This is a genomic window from Sphingobium sp. AP50, assembly GCF_900109095.1.
In the GTDB taxonomy this organism is placed as follows: Bacteria; Pseudomonadota; Alphaproteobacteria; order Sphingomonadales; family Sphingomonadaceae; genus Sphingobium.
The window spans coordinates 656,707-670,503 of record NZ_FNYZ01000001.1 but is presented as its reverse complement, the minus strand read 5'-3'; the positions used below and the strand labels follow the sequence as shown (position 1 = coordinate 670,503).

The 13,797-nt window shown below is 64.8% G+C and carries 10 protein-coding genes; 1 reads left to right on the top strand and 9 read right to left on the bottom strand.

The genetic code is table 11. From position 1 onward, the window contains the following. Positions 1-5 precede the first annotated feature (5 nt). Together BMY84_RS03350 and guaB are read right to left on the bottom strand one after the other, a co-directional pair. Positions 6-1,181: an RsmB/NOP family class I SAM-dependent RNA methyltransferase gene (locus BMY84_RS03350; protein ID WP_093080532.1), complete on the bottom strand. Its 1,176-nt coding sequence runs from the start codon at positions 1,179-1,181 to the stop codon at positions 6-8. Positions 1,182-1,337: 156 nt separating this feature from the next. Then, positions 1,338-2,795: an IMP dehydrogenase gene (gene guaB / locus BMY84_RS03345; RefSeq protein ID WP_093081678.1), complete on the bottom strand. Its 1,458-nt coding sequence runs from the start codon at positions 2,793-2,795 to the stop codon at positions 1,338-1,340. A gap of 256 nt (positions 2,796-3,051) precedes the next feature. Here guaB and BMY84_RS03340 point away from each other — a divergent pair, with 256 nt between their 5' ends. Beyond that, positions 3,052-4,158, top strand: coding sequence for a glycosyltransferase family 61 protein (locus BMY84_RS03340; protein ID WP_177203879.1), 1,107 nt, complete (start codon positions 3,052-3,054; stop codon positions 4,156-4,158). A 167-nt stretch (positions 4,159-4,325) separates the two neighbouring features. On the opposite strand, the gene BMY84_RS03335 is transcribed toward BMY84_RS03340, so the two are convergent. The 7 genes from BMY84_RS03335 to ptsP all read right to left on the bottom strand — a co-directional run bounded on the left by BMY84_RS03335 (position 4,326) and on the right by ptsP (position 13,704). Further along, a complete protein-coding gene (locus BMY84_RS03335; RefSeq protein WP_093080527.1) occupies positions 4,326-5,948 on the bottom strand; it encodes a family 43 glycosylhydrolase in 1,623 nt (540 codons plus the stop codon). Between the two features lie 158 nt (positions 5,949-6,106). Then, a complete protein-coding gene (gene ftsH, locus BMY84_RS03330; RefSeq protein WP_093081675.1) occupies positions 6,107-8,056 on the bottom strand; it encodes an ATP-dependent zinc metalloprotease FtsH in 1,950 nt (649 codons plus the stop codon). Positions 8,057-8,138: 82 nt separating this feature from the next. Then, positions 8,139-8,330 (bottom strand): hypothetical protein, encoded by a 192-nt coding sequence (locus BMY84_RS03325; protein ID WP_093080524.1) that lies wholly within the window; start codon positions 8,328-8,330, stop codon positions 8,139-8,141. A 138-nt stretch (positions 8,331-8,468) separates the two neighbouring features. Beyond that, positions 8,469-9,413, bottom strand: a complete 945-nt coding sequence (gene tilS / locus BMY84_RS03320; protein WP_093080522.1) for a tRNA lysidine(34) synthetase TilS — start codon at positions 9,411-9,413, stop codon at positions 8,469-8,471. Continuing rightward, positions 9,404-10,330, bottom strand: coding sequence for a YbgF trimerization domain-containing protein (locus BMY84_RS03315; protein ID WP_093080519.1), 927 nt, complete (start codon positions 10,328-10,330; stop codon positions 9,404-9,406). Before BMY84_RS03315 ends, tilS begins: the two co-directional genes overlap by 10 nt. A gap of 75 nt (positions 10,331-10,405) precedes the next feature. Next, entirely contained in the window at positions 10,406-11,353 is a 948-nt protein-coding gene (locus tag BMY84_RS03310; protein WP_093080516.1) for a helix-turn-helix domain-containing protein, read from the bottom strand. Between the two features lie 74 nt (positions 11,354-11,427). Beyond that, positions 11,428-13,704: a phosphoenolpyruvate--protein phosphotransferase gene (gene ptsP, locus BMY84_RS03305; RefSeq protein WP_093080513.1), complete on the bottom strand. Its 2,277-nt coding sequence runs from the start codon at positions 13,702-13,704 to the stop codon at positions 11,428-11,430. Between the last annotated feature and the right edge of the window lie 93 nt (positions 13,705-13,797).

The window sequence follows — 13,797 nt, the reverse complement described above, 5'->3', positions numbered from 1 at the left end:
CTGTTTCAAGTCCCCCGCTTGAGCCGCGCGAAGTAGAAGCCGTCGCTGCCATCATGCCCCGGCGTCAGCAACAGCCCCGCCCCGTGCCGGCGCCCCACTGGCAGGTCGATCGGGTCCGCCACCCAACCGGCATGGCGCGCGAGGAAGGCGTCCGCCTGATCGCGCCCCTCCCGGTCCGTCAGGGCACAGGTAGCATAGAGCAGCACGCCATCGGGCGCCAGCAGCGGCGCGGCGAAATCGAGGATACGGGCCTGCTCCGCGACGAGCCGGTCCAGCCGCTCCGGCGTCAGTCGCCAGCGCGCCTCCGGATTGCGGCGCCAGGTGCCCGTGCCGGAGCAAGGCGCATCGACCAGCACGATGTCCGCCTGCCCCTTCAGGCTGTCCAGCGCGCGCGTTTCATGGCTCTGGTCCAGCAGCAGCGTTTCGATGAAGGTCGCGCCCGCCCGCTCGGCTCGTGGCCCCAGCCGCGCGAGACGCGACCGGATCGTGTCGGCGGCGATCAGCATGCCCTTGCCCGCCATGGCGGCGGCCAGCGCCAGCGTCTTGCCACCTGCGCCCGCGCACATATCGACCACGGTCATGCCCGGTTGCGCGCCGCAGGCCTGGACGATGAACTGGCTGCCGGCATCCTGCACTTCGACCAGACCCTGCTTCCAGGCGGGATTCTGTTCGATCGGGAAGCCTTCGGGCAGGCGGCGCCCCTGTGCGAGCCCGGCGATGGGATCGGCATCGGGCAACAGCGCGGCGAAATCGGCCGGCGTTCCCTTGAGCGCATTGACCCGCAGGTCGACCGGGGCACGGCCCAGCAGCGCGTCCTGCTCCACCGGCGCCGCCAGCAAGGGCATCAGCCAGCCGGGTACGGCCCCCGGTGCCGCGCCCTGCTCGCCCGGCGCGATGGGCGCGGGCGCATGGGCGCTGCCATCGAACAGGGCGGCGATTTCGGGCAGGTCGCGCGCCAGCCCGACCATCGCCATCCGCCCGTCATCGGGCCGCTCGGCCGCACGGCGGATCGCGCGATAGACATGGTCGCGCACCGCCCGCCGGTCCCGCGAGCCGGCATAGCGGCGGTCCTTGAAATAGCGGGCGATCAGCGTGTCGGCGGCCGGGCCGCCATCACGCGCGGACGCGATGATCGCGTCGAGCAGTTCGATCGCCGCCTGAATACGAGCCGATGGAGTCATATCCTCCCCCGCAGGGGGAGGGGGACCGCGTCGCGCAGCGGCGTGGTGGAGGGGACAGGCGGCAGGCGCAGAGTCAGGAGAGGCAGCGCCAAGCAGCGTGCCCCCTCCACCACTGGCTGCGCCAGCGGTCCCCCTCCCCGCATCGGGGAGGAATGATTAACGTGTTGGATAATTGGGCGCTTCCCGCGTGATCGTCACGTCATGCACGTGGCTTTCGGACAGGCCCGCATTGGTGATCTGGACGAAGCGGGCGCGCTCCTGAAGATCCTTGATCGTGCGGCTGCCGGTATAGCCCATCGCCGCCTTCACGCCGCCGACCAGCTGGTGGATAACGTCCTTGGCCGGTCCCTTGAACGGCACCTGGCCTTCGATGCCTTCGGGCACCAGCTTCATCTGGTCCTTGATGTCCGCCTGGAAATAGCGGTCGGCGCTGCCGCGCGCCATCGCGCCGACGCTGCCCATGCCGCGATAGCTCTTATAGGCGCGCCCCTGATAGAGGAAGGTTTCGCCCGGCGCTTCGGCCGTACCCGCCAGCAGCGAGCCGACCATGACGCAGCCCGCGCCCGCCGCCAGCGCCTTCGCCACGTCGCCCGACGTGCGCAGGCCGCCATCGGCGATCACCGGCACGCCATGCTTCGCGGCTTCCTCAGCGGAATCCATCACGGCGGTCAGCTGCGGCACGCCCACGCCTGCGACGACACGGGTGGTGCAGATGGAGCCGGGACCGATGCCGACCTTCACACAGTCGGCGCCCGCGCCGATCAACGCCTTGGTCGCTTCGGCGGTAGCGACGTTGCCGGCCACGACCTGCACATGGTTGGACAGTTTCTTCACCGCTTCCACGGCGACGGCCACCTGCTTGCTGTGGCCATGGGCGGTGTCGATGACGATCAGGTCACATTCCGCGTCGATCAGCGCCTTGCTGCGCTCCAGCCCCTTCTCGCCTACGGTGGAGGCGGCGGCGACGCGCAGGCGGCCGGTGCCGTCCTTGGTCGCCTGCGGATAGGTGACGGCTTTTTCGATATCCTTGACGGTGATCAGGCCGACGCAATGATAGGCGTCGTCCACCACCAGCAGCTTTTCGATCCGGCGCTGGTGCAGCAGGCGCTGCGCCTCTTCCTGACCGACGCCGACCTTGACCGTCGCCAGATTGTCCTTGGTCATCAGTTCGCTGACCGGCTGGTTCGGGTTTTCGGCAAAGCGGGTGTCGCGATGAGTCAGGATGCCGACCAGCTTGCCGCTCTGCTCGACGACCGGAATGCCGCTGATCTTGTGGCGCTGCATCAGCATCTGCGCATCGGCCAGCGTGGCGGTCGGCAGGATGGTGATCGGGTTGACGACCATGCCGCTTTCGAAGCGCTTGACCGCGCGCACGGCGTCCGCCTGTTCCTCGACAGTCAGGTTCCGGTGCAGCACGCCGATGCCGCCCAGCTGCGCCATGACGATCGCCATGTCGGCCTCCGTCACCGTGTCCATCGCGGACGACAGGATCGGGATATTCAGCTTGATCGCCTTGGTGACATAGGTGGACGTATCCGCCTGGCTGGGCAGCACATCGGATTCGGCGGGCTGCAACAGCACGTCGTCAAAGGTGAGGCCGAGGCGGATGTCCATGGAAAAAGCCACTTTCTTCTGTGCGAACCGGGCTGATGGAAAACCGATCGCTGGGGATTTGTGGCGGCCCATGTAACCATTTCGTGCCGAAACGGCCAGACCCGATCGGCAATTTATTACGCGCTCCGCGGCCCGGCGGCGTCTGACCCAAAAAGCCGTCTGCAAACGACATGGCTTTGTGTAACAAGGGCGTAACCGGTAACCGAGGTATATGATGAGTGGCGCGATAATCGAAACATTTTCCAACGGCAGCGTCATGCCATTGACCAAGCTGGAATTTGCCGCACCCCCGACAAAGGGGTTATTCGACGGTGGTGCCTATTATGAGAATGGCAATGCCTGCCCGCTCTCGATCCAGGCGAAGGGCTCGTACGACAATATCCCCAAGCCCCTGCATTCTTCTGAGCTGAATCATTTTCCGGGGCGTCATGTCTTTTGCGGCATGCTCCAGAATGAGCATTTCGGCCATTTCATCACCGAAAGCCTGTCGCGGCTCTGGGCCTTCGACCAGCTAAGCCCGAAATTCGATACGGCGGTCTTCTATCTGCGTGACCGGCAGCGGCCCATTGCCCCCTTCGTGTTCGAAACGCTGGGGATATTGCTACCGCACATCAACCTGCTATTCGCCGACCGGCCGATGCGGTTCGACACGCTCGCCGTGCCGGCGCAGCTTGCCAACCGCGATAACGGCTTCATCTACGGCCATCCGCTGAATATCGAGATGTTCCGGAGGCTGCGCCAGAATAGCGGCGGCCCGGCGCGCAAGATCGGCGCGATGCGCGGCTATATGAGCGGCAGCCGGCAGGTGCATAATGACGATCTGCCCAAAAAGGTCTATGTCTCCCGCTCCCGCCTGTCCAAGCGGCAGGGCGGCATCCTGTCGGACCAGATGATCGACCATCATATGGTGCGGGAAGGCTATACGGTCATCTACCCCGAAACCATGTCAATCTCCGAGCAACTGACCATCTATGCGGCGGCGGAGAAACTGGTCTTTTCGGAGGGATCAGCACTGCATCTCTATGCGCTTGTCGCCAATGCCAAACAGTCCGTCTTCGTGATCTGGCGGCGGACCCGGACGCTGGTGTTCGACTGGCAGATCCGCTCCTTCACCGGAAAGGGCCTGATCGGCAATTCGCACACAGCCACCGTCTGGGTCCCCAAGCCCGACATTCCTGATCCGGTCCATGGTCAGGCGGTGCTGGATTTCACCGCGCTCAGCACGGAAATGCAGCAGCATGGCTTTCTGGAAGGCGGCCTGTGGGACAATCCGCCCCAACAGGCGATGGAGGAACAACTTGCCACCATCTCTGCCGCGACCGGGCGGGAATATCTGCCCTTCCCTGCCGTCACACAAGGCTGATCAGCGCGGCGGGAAAAAATTCGGGCAAAGCAAAGGGGCGCGGCCACAACGGCCACGCCCCTTTTTTCGTTCGTTTCTCCTGCGCCTCAGGCTCCCGCGCGCGAAGCCTCACCAACCCACAAAACGGTCAGACCTTTTGGGCATTTTCCGCGGCTTCCAACCTGTCGCTACGCCCGCGGCCCATCCCGTCCGCGATAGAGCAGATTGGAAAAGCGCGCCTGTCCGTTGCCCGACACGAACAGCGCCGGGCGCAGGCTCAGGAAACCATCCGCCAGATTGTGATTATAACTCGACACTTCATAGGAAATGATCTTGCGCCACGCCTTGCCGGCGCCGCGAATGAAGAAGCTGGCGACATTATCGTCATTGACGACCCGCAGCGAAAAGCGGCTGCCCACAGCCGGTCCGGGCGGCGGATAACTCTGTTCCTGCCCGACCTTGTAACTGTGCAGCGCGTCCGCATCCGACCCCAGACCTACAAAATATCGGGCATTATAGAAGAGAAGAAGGCCCGCCTGCGCGCCGCCCTCCAGTTCGACATCGACGATCATTTCATAGGAACGATCCCCGGTGATGAAGGCCAGCGGCGAGGATTCCGCCGGCCCCTTCCCCTGCGCCTTCAACGTCAGCGTGCCATCCTTGAAAGCAACGCGATCAAGATAGTCCACGCCGGGCGCAAAGAAGGCCAGCCGGCTGCCCATGTCGTCCGGCTTGAACGGACCGGACAGGGCAAGTCCCGGCCCGACCGCACGCCGGGCCGCCGGCATGGGCAGCGGCGCCGACAGGTCGCCGCCGGTCATGCGCGGCCAGCCATCCGCATCCCAGACGAACGGTTCCAGCAGCATCTGCCGCCCCAGCGTGCGATAGCCATTTTCATAGCCATGATAGGCCAACCACCAATCACCCGCGGGGGCCTGAACCGCCGTGCCATGGCCGCGCGACCACCAGGGTTCACCCGCGCTCACCGTCCGGACAATCGGGTTATGCGGGCAATTTTCCCACGGACCGTTGATCGATCGGGATCGCGCGACGATCACCATATGGCTGGTCGGCGGCCCCGCCGTGCCGCCCTGCCCGGAAAACAGGTAGAACCAGCCGTCACGACGCAGTATCTTGGGGCCTTCCAGCGCCAGCCCCTCGATGATCCAGTCCTCCGGGATCGGCCAGCCTTCATAGACCTGCTCGATCGGTCCGTCCCGGCGCAGGCCATCATCGCTGATCCGCACCCGCGCGCCGCCATTCAGGAACAGATAGCGTTTACCATCCTCGTCTGCCGCATGGCCGGGGTCGATATAGCCCTTGATATCCATGTCGACGGGGTCGCTCCAAGGCCCCTCCATCCGGTCGGCATGGACGACGAAAATCTTGCAGGGAATGGCCGGCCCCGCCGAAAAGCTGGGATCGGTGGGGTTGAACACCGGAATATAGATGAAATAGCGGCCATCATGCTTGGCAATGTCCAACGCCCAGACGGAACCGAGCGGCACGGTCAGCGCCGGCCCCACCGGCCGCCAGTTCACCAGATCGCGCGAATGCCAGATCACGACCGCCGGGAAATAGTCGAAGGAAGAGAAGGTTGCCCAATAATCGGCACCATCCTTCAATATGTTGGGATCAGGCCGATCCCCCGACAGAACCGGGTTCAGGAAGCGCCCATTGCCCAGGTCCGCCAGTCGCTCACCCTCCGCACCACGGCGCCAGACCGGACTGGTGGCACAAGCTCCCGCCACCTTTGCCTCGCCCAGCCCCGGCATAGCCAGCCCGGCTGTCGAAGCCAGTCCGAGGAACATCGCATCACGGCGGGAATGGGCCAAGATATCTCCCCTGAATTTTCCTGTATCAGACTCTGCTTCTGATCCCCCCGCCCTCGCAACGCAATGGCACGAAACGAAAAAAGGGGCGCGGCCATCACGGCCACGCCCCTTTTTTCATTCACCTGTCCTGCGCCTTATGCGCCTGCGGGCGAAGCCTCACCGAACGGTCCGTTGCGCTTGCGCGTGCGGGGGATGGAGGAGCCTGCTGCCGGGATCACCGAAGGCTTGATCGTGGTGCCATCGTCGCGGGTGATCTCGCCCTTGTCGAGCAGGGTCTTGATCTCCTCGCCCGACAGCGTCTCATATTCCAGCATGGCGTTGGCGAGCAGGTGCAGCTGGTCCTCATGACCCTTGAGCAATTCCTGGGCGCGGGCATAGCCCTGCTCCACCAGAGCGCGGATTTCGGCGTCGATCAGCTTCGCCGTCTCGTCCGACATATGGACGCGCTGGCTCTGCGAATAGCCGAGGAAGGTTTCGCCCTGCTGCTCTTCATATTGCAGCGGACCCAGCTTGTCGGACATGCCCCATTGCGTGACCATGTCGCGCGCCAGTTTGGTGGCGTACTGGATATCGCCCGACGCACCCGACGAAACCTTGTCGTATCCGAAGATGATTTCCTCGGCCACGCGGCCACCCATGGCGACAGCCATGTTCGCGTGCATCTTGTCGCGATGATAGCTGTAGCTGTCCCGCTCCGGCAGGCGCATCACCATGCCCAGCGCGCGGCCGCGCGGGATGATCGTCGCCTTGTGAATCGGGTCGGACGCGGGTTCGTGGACCGACACGATGGCATGGCCAGCCTCATGATAGGCGGTCATCTTCTTCTCGTCGTCGGTCATGACCATGGAGCGGCGTTCCGCGCCCATCATCACCTTGTCCTTGGCCGATTCGAACTCGTCCATCGCGACCAGCCGCTTGCCACGCCGCGCCGCCGTCAAGGCAGCTTCGTTGACCAGGTTGGCAAGGTCAGCGCCCGAGAAGCCCGGCGTACCGCGCGCGATGGTGCGCGGGTTGACGTCGGGCGCCAGCGGCACCTTCTTCATATGGACGGCGAGAATCTTCTCGCGACCCTCGATGTCGGGACGGGGCACCACGACCTGACGGTCGAAACGGCCCGGACGCAGCAAAGCAGGGTCCAGCACGTCGGGGCGGTTGGTCGCCGCGACGATGATGATGCCTTCGTTGGCCTCGAAACCGTCCATTTCGACCAGAAGCTGGTTCAGCGTCTGTTCGCGCTCGTCATTGCCGTTGCCCAGGCCCGCGCCACGATGGCGGCCGACCGCGTCGATTTCGTCGATGAAGACGATGCACGGCGCGTTCTTCTTGGCCTGTTCGAACATGTCGCGCACGCGGCTGGCGCCGACGCCGACGAACATTTCGACAAAGTCGGAACCCGAAATGGTGAAGAAGGGCACACCCGCTTCGCCCGCAATCGCACGGGCCAGCAGCGTCTTGCCGGTGCCGGGCGAACCGACCAGCAGCGCGCCCTTGGGAATCTTGCCGCCCAGACGCGCGAACTTGCTCGGGTCCTTCAGGAACTCGACGATTTCCTGCAATTCCTCGCGTGCTTCGTCGATGCCGGCGACGTCATCGAACGTCACTTTGCCATGCTTTTCGGTCAGCAGCTTCGCCTTGGACTTGCCAAAGCCCATCGCGCCACCGGCGCCGCCGCCCTTCTGCATCTGGCGCAGCACGAAGAAAGCGATGCCCAGGATCAGCAGGAACGGCAGCGACTGGAACAGCAGATATTGCCAGAAGCTGGGCTGTTCTTCGGCCTGACCGCTATATTTGACGTTATAGTCATCCAGCATCTTGGTCAGGCCCGGATCATTGACCGGGATGGTGGTGAATTTCTGTCCGCTGGTGAGCGTGCCGCTGATCTTGTCAGCAGCGATGGCCACGTCCTTGACCTGGCCTTCCTGCACCTTCGAACGGAATTCGGAATAAGCGACGCCCGAGCCGGCCGTGGAAGCCGTGCGCGTTTCGAACAGCGATACGAACAACAACAGGGCGACGATCACGCCAGCCCAGATCATCGCACTTTTCATCCAGGGATTGCCCTGCGGGTCTTTCTCGTCGTTCATCATCACTCTCTTTCGCCAGCCAAGATAGGGCACGCCCGCAAAATCGCAAGCGACGGCGGCGATATGTGCATCTTTACGGCTATCAGGCCCCGAACAATCCGGTCAGCGCGACATAGCCCAGCGCCAGCGCCAGTCCCGCCGACAGGCCGCACAGCAGATAGCCCATATAAAGCAGCAACGGCGGATGCGGCTTTGCCAGCTTCCGGTTCCGTTGCGCCGCTGAAAGAATGATGCTGGCCAGCAAACCATAGGTCAGCGCTGCAAATTCCACCATGTTCCGATATTCCCCACAATCCGTGCAGGGCGATTAACCATAAGGCCGGTTAAGAAAATATCATTGCAGCGCAGCAAAGCGGCGAATCGTGGGAGTTCAGCGGTCGCCCGTGGAACCTTTCCGTAACGATATTTTCGATCAGCGGCGCGGCGGCGCCGGTCGCAATGTCCAGTGCAGCCCACCCTTCAGCAGCCAGTCGCCCAGACTCGCCTGTCGTCCTGCCAGCGCTTCGGCGATCGCCCGATCGAGACTGTCGCCGCGCGGCGGCGGTGCCTCCGCCTGTGCCAGCATGTGCAAAAGCAATCGACGCAGATATTCGCGTGGCAGGTCGGTGCGATCCAGACGCCAGCCTGCCCCATCCGGGCGGATATGATCGGCCGCCAGCATGGCGACGGTCCAGTCGAGCGCTGTCTCCGCCTCCGCCAGCGCCGCCGCGCTGCGGGCCGCCGCTTCCGGATCGAGCCAGTGCGCATCCGCCAGTGCCAGACGCATCGCCGCCCGGTCGAAACGGGGATCGGCATTGGACGGATCATGGACATGCGGCAGGCCTTCCGCCTGCGCCAGTGCCTGAAGCATCTGCTTGCGCACGCCCAGCAATGGTCGGATCACCCGCCCGGAGCGGCCACGCACCCCCGCCAGCCCGCCGACCCCCGCGCCTCGGTTAAGCCGCATCAACAGGGTTTCAATCTGATCGTCAGCATGATGCGCGGTCATGATCCAGTCGATGCCGCGATCCGCGCGCCAGGCCTCGATCACCCGATAGCGCATCGTCCGTGCCCAAGCCTGTACATTGCCCTCCAGCGGCGCATCGGGGACCAATATGGCATGGTCGACCCCCCGGTCCGCGCACCAACGCGCGACCATCGCCGCTTCTTGCGCAGACTCCCGGCGCAACTGATGATCGACCGTGATCCCCGCCACCCGTCCCGGAAAGGACTGCGCCGCGAGGAAGAGCAGCGCCATGCTGTCCGGCCCACCCGACACGGCGACGCCAAAGCGCGCCGCCGGATCATGCCCGACCAACGCCTGCGTCGCCGCAATCAGCCGCGCCGTCAGCGCTGCGCTATCGCTGTTTAGCTGCACTTCGCCTTGACGCGACCCTTGTCCATCATGCCGCGCAGGCTGGAGGACAGACTGTCGCCATAGACCTGCTCCAGTTCCTCATAGACCTTGCAGGCGTCGGCAGGCTTCTTGAGCTGGATCAGGGCTTCGCCCAGATAGGTCAGGCTGTCGGGCGCGCGTTCGCCGCGCGGGCGCTTCTGGTAATTTTCATAGAAGGCAACCGATGCCAGCGCTGGCTTGCCATCGTCCAGATAGGCGCGGCCCAACAGATTCTGCGCCTTGCTGGCCACCGAACTGCTGCCATATTTGTCGACCGTCGCCTTCAACTGGGCCTGCGCTTCGGGATAGAATTTCGCATCCCACAGGCGGAAACCGTAATTATAGGCGTCGCTGGCCGCATCCGATGTGCTGGGGCGTTCGATCGCGGCGACCGCCGCCTTGCGCTCTTCGCTGGCCGGGCCGGGCGCCGCCGGCTTGGGCGCGGCGGGCTTCGCCGCTGTCGGCTTGGCGGCTACGGGCGCAGGTGCGGGATCGACGGCGACCGGCGCGGACACGCTGGGCCGGGGCGCGGCTTCTGCCTGCGACAGGCGCGCGTCGGTATCCGCCTTGTAGCGGTTGAAGGCTTCTTCAAGCTGGCGCAGCTTGTAGCTATTTTCTTCCGTCTGCCCGGTCATGGCGGCCAGTTGCGATTCCAGCGCCCCGACCCGTGCGGTCAGGTCCGAAATCGGCGTGCCAGACGGCGTACCCGGTGTCACGGTCGGCGCGGCGGGGCGCGTAATCTCCGCCTCCAGCGGCGTACCGGCCGGGAATACCTTGCGCTGCACGGCGCGCATTTCCTTTTCCAGCCGGTCCACCCGACCTTCGACAGACGACTGTGCGATGGCCGGTGAGGCGACCGCCATCAGGACGGCCGTTGTGGCAAAAAGGGCGTTACGCATGATGATCCCCGACTAACTTTGTCGCCTTAACCATAAGGCGTAATTTTCCGCGGTAAAGCGCGACGTGCGGCGGGTTCAACCGGCGGTCGGCTGAACGCTGCCCGCCCCGGTTCCGCCCGGTGCAGGCGCGACAGGCGCGGCCTGCGGCACCGGGCTGTTCAGCGTCGGCGTACCGGTGGCGGGCGACCGGCGCGGAGCCGGGCGCGATGCCGGGGCAGCAGGTTCGGGCGCCGCCGCCGGAGCGGTCCCCCGCGCCAGCAGCGCCTCGGCGTTCACCGGTACATCGGCGATGGTGCGGTCCGCCGCGCCCAGCGGCGGGATCGGCTTGCCACCGACCGTCACCGACAGCGCCTGCGGACGACCGGTCAGGATCATCGGCCCCTTGGCGGCGGGCGGCAGGGTGAAACTCTCGCCCTTCTTCATCAGCCCGTCCTTCAGCCGTTCGCCGGCCTCGTCATAGATGCGCAGCCACACATCATCGACAGCGGTGAAGACGACCGGCTGGGCAGCGGGCGGAACCGGCGCGGCGCCGGTGGGACGCGCGGCGGCGGGCTTCGCCTCTTCCTGTGCGATTTCCTCACCGGTCGGCGGAGTCAGCAACTGGGTGCGCCAGATCGTGTAGCCCGCGATCAGCAGCACGACGATCGCCGCCACCACCCAGGCCAGCCGACGCGGCGGCACACGCGCCGGATCGACCGGCTCGAACGCTTCGTACCGGTTGGCGCCGATATCGCTGGCATGAACGCCATGACGTACTTCGGCGGCGATCACCACCTCGTCCAGATCGACGGCGCGGGCATAGGCACGCGCAAAACCAACGGCATAGGGAATGCCCGGCAGCGCGGCATAATCGTCCCGCTCCACCGCCTCCAGCTGACGCTGCGCGATCCGGGTACGGGTTGCGACATCCTGGATCGAAAGACCCTGCGCCTCCCGCGCCGCACGCAATTTTGCGCCGGGGGTAGTGAGCTGCGCTTCCGGCGCGCTATCCGCGCCGGTATCCAGTTGATTTTCTTCTGCCATGCTGCTCCGCGACCTTTTGGGCTGCGCCTTGTCTCACTGTGGGACGGGCCTTGTCAACGCCGCGTCCCGGCAATTCAGCTCAGTTCGATATTCCGTTCCGTCGCCCAGTGGGTCAGCGGCGTGCGAATGTCCGTCACCCCGCCATCCAGCCATTCGCGCATCAGATCCTGCAATTGCTGCGCGTCGATCGCCCGGATCATCGCCTTGACCGGCCCTACCGAGGCCGGCGTGATCGACAGGCGGCGGATGCCAAGGCCAATCAGCGCCATCGCCTCCAGCGTGCGCCCGCCCATTTCGCCGCACACGCCGACGGGCACCTGATGCGCCACGCAGGCCTTCACCACCCGGTCCAGGAAGCGCAGGATCGCGATGCTCAGCCAGTCATAGCGTTCGGCCAGCTTGGGATGGGCGCGATCGGCGGCGAACAGAAACTGGGTCAGGTCGTTGGTGCCGATCGACAGGAAATCGACGCGCGGCAACAATATGTCCAGCACTTCCGCCAAAGCCGGCACTTCCAGCATCGCGCCATATTTGATCGCGATCGGCAGTTTCTTTTTCTGCGACTGCAACCATTCGCGCTGATGCTCCACCAGCGCGCGGGCCTGCTCATATTCCCACGGCTCCGACACCATCGGGAACATGATGTTCAGCACCTTGCCCGCGCTGCCCTCCAGCAGCGCCCGCGCCTGCACCTTCATCAGCGCGTCGCGATCCAGCGCCAGCCGCAGCGCGCGCCAGCCCATCGCCGGATTATCCTCCAGTTCCTCGTCGCCGTCCCGCGTCATATAGGGCAGCGCCTTGTCGCCGCCGATATCGACCGTGCGGAAGATCACCGGCCGGTCGCCCGCCGCGTCCAGCACATCCTTGTAGAGCCGCTGCTGCTTTTCCCGCTGCGGCAGGGTGGCCGACACCAGAAACTGGAATTCGGTGCGGAACAGGCCGATGCCGTCGGCGCCGACGATATCCAGCGCCTGCGCATCCTCGCGCAGGCCCGCATTGACCATCAACTCCACCCGCTGCCCGTCCGTCGTCACCGAAGGCAGATCACGCATAGCGGCAAATTCGGCCCGGCGCTTCTGGGTGACGTGCAGCTTGCTCTCGAACGCCTCATCCATGTCGGCGTTGGGACGGATCAAAAGCGCGTTTTCCGCGACATCCATCAAAATAAGGTCGCCCTCATTCAACTGATGCCGCACGTCGCGCACCCGGCCCAGCACCGGCACGCCCATGGCGCGCGCGACGATGGTGACATGGGCGGTCAGCGATCCTTCCTCCAGAATCACGCCCTTCAGCCGCCGCCGGTCATATTCCAGCAGTTCCGCCGGACCCAGATTGCGCGCGATCAGGATCGCGTCCTGCCGCAAGCCCATGGTCGCCGCCGTGCCCAGCTGGCCGGACACGATGCGGAGCAGGCGGTTCGCCATATCCTCCAGATCATGCATCCGGTCCTGCAACAGCGCATCGTCAATCTGCCGCATGCGCATCCGGGTGCGCTGCTGCACATGTTCGATCGCCGCCTCGGCGGTCAGGCCGCTGTCGATCGCCTCGTTGATCCGGCGGATCCAGCCTTCGTCATAGGCGAACATCTTGTAGGTTTCGAGCACCTCCTGATGCTCGCCCTCGGTGCCGAATTCGGCCGCGCCGGTCATCCGGTCGATCTGTTCGCGCATCTTGGCAAAGGCGGAAATGACGCGCGCGCGCTCCGCCTCCGTATCCTCGGCCACCGTATGTTCGACATGGATGCGCGGCTGATGGAACACCGCATGGCCCCGCGCCATGCCCATCACCAATTGCAGCCCGTGCAGCATGGTCGTGCTGGTGTCCGCCACGCGCGCATCGGCCGGGCCATCGTCGGCCAGTTCAGCGTTCGCGATCAGTTCGGACAGCACCATGGCCACCGTCTGCAACGCCTCTATCTCGACCTCTTCATATTTGCGCGGGTCGGCATGCTGCACGCTCAGCACGCCGATGGCGCGTTCCCGCCGCACGATCGGCACGCCGGCGAAACTGTGGAACAGTTCCTCCCCCGTTTCCGGGCGATAGGAAAAGTCGGGATGGGCCGCTGCCTCGTCCAGGTTCATCACCTCGACATTGGTGGCGATCAGGCCGACCAGCCCCTCCCCCATCGCCATGCGGGTGACATGCACCGCTTCCTGCTTCAGCCCGCGCGTCGCGAACAGCTCCAGCACGCCCTCCCGTACCAGATAGATGGAGCAGACCTCGCTCGACAGCGATTCGCCGATAATCTCCACCACCTTGTTCAGTTTTGCCTGGGCGCTGGTGCGCGCGGCCATCACTTCCTGAAGGCGGACGAGAATCTGGCGGGCGGCGGCGGCGGGGGAGCTTGGCATATTTGTTGCGCTATCAGATTGATGCGCCCACTTCCAAGGCGTTTCCTATCATCCGCGCCGCAATATTGTTGAGCAGAGCTTATTTGCATGGCG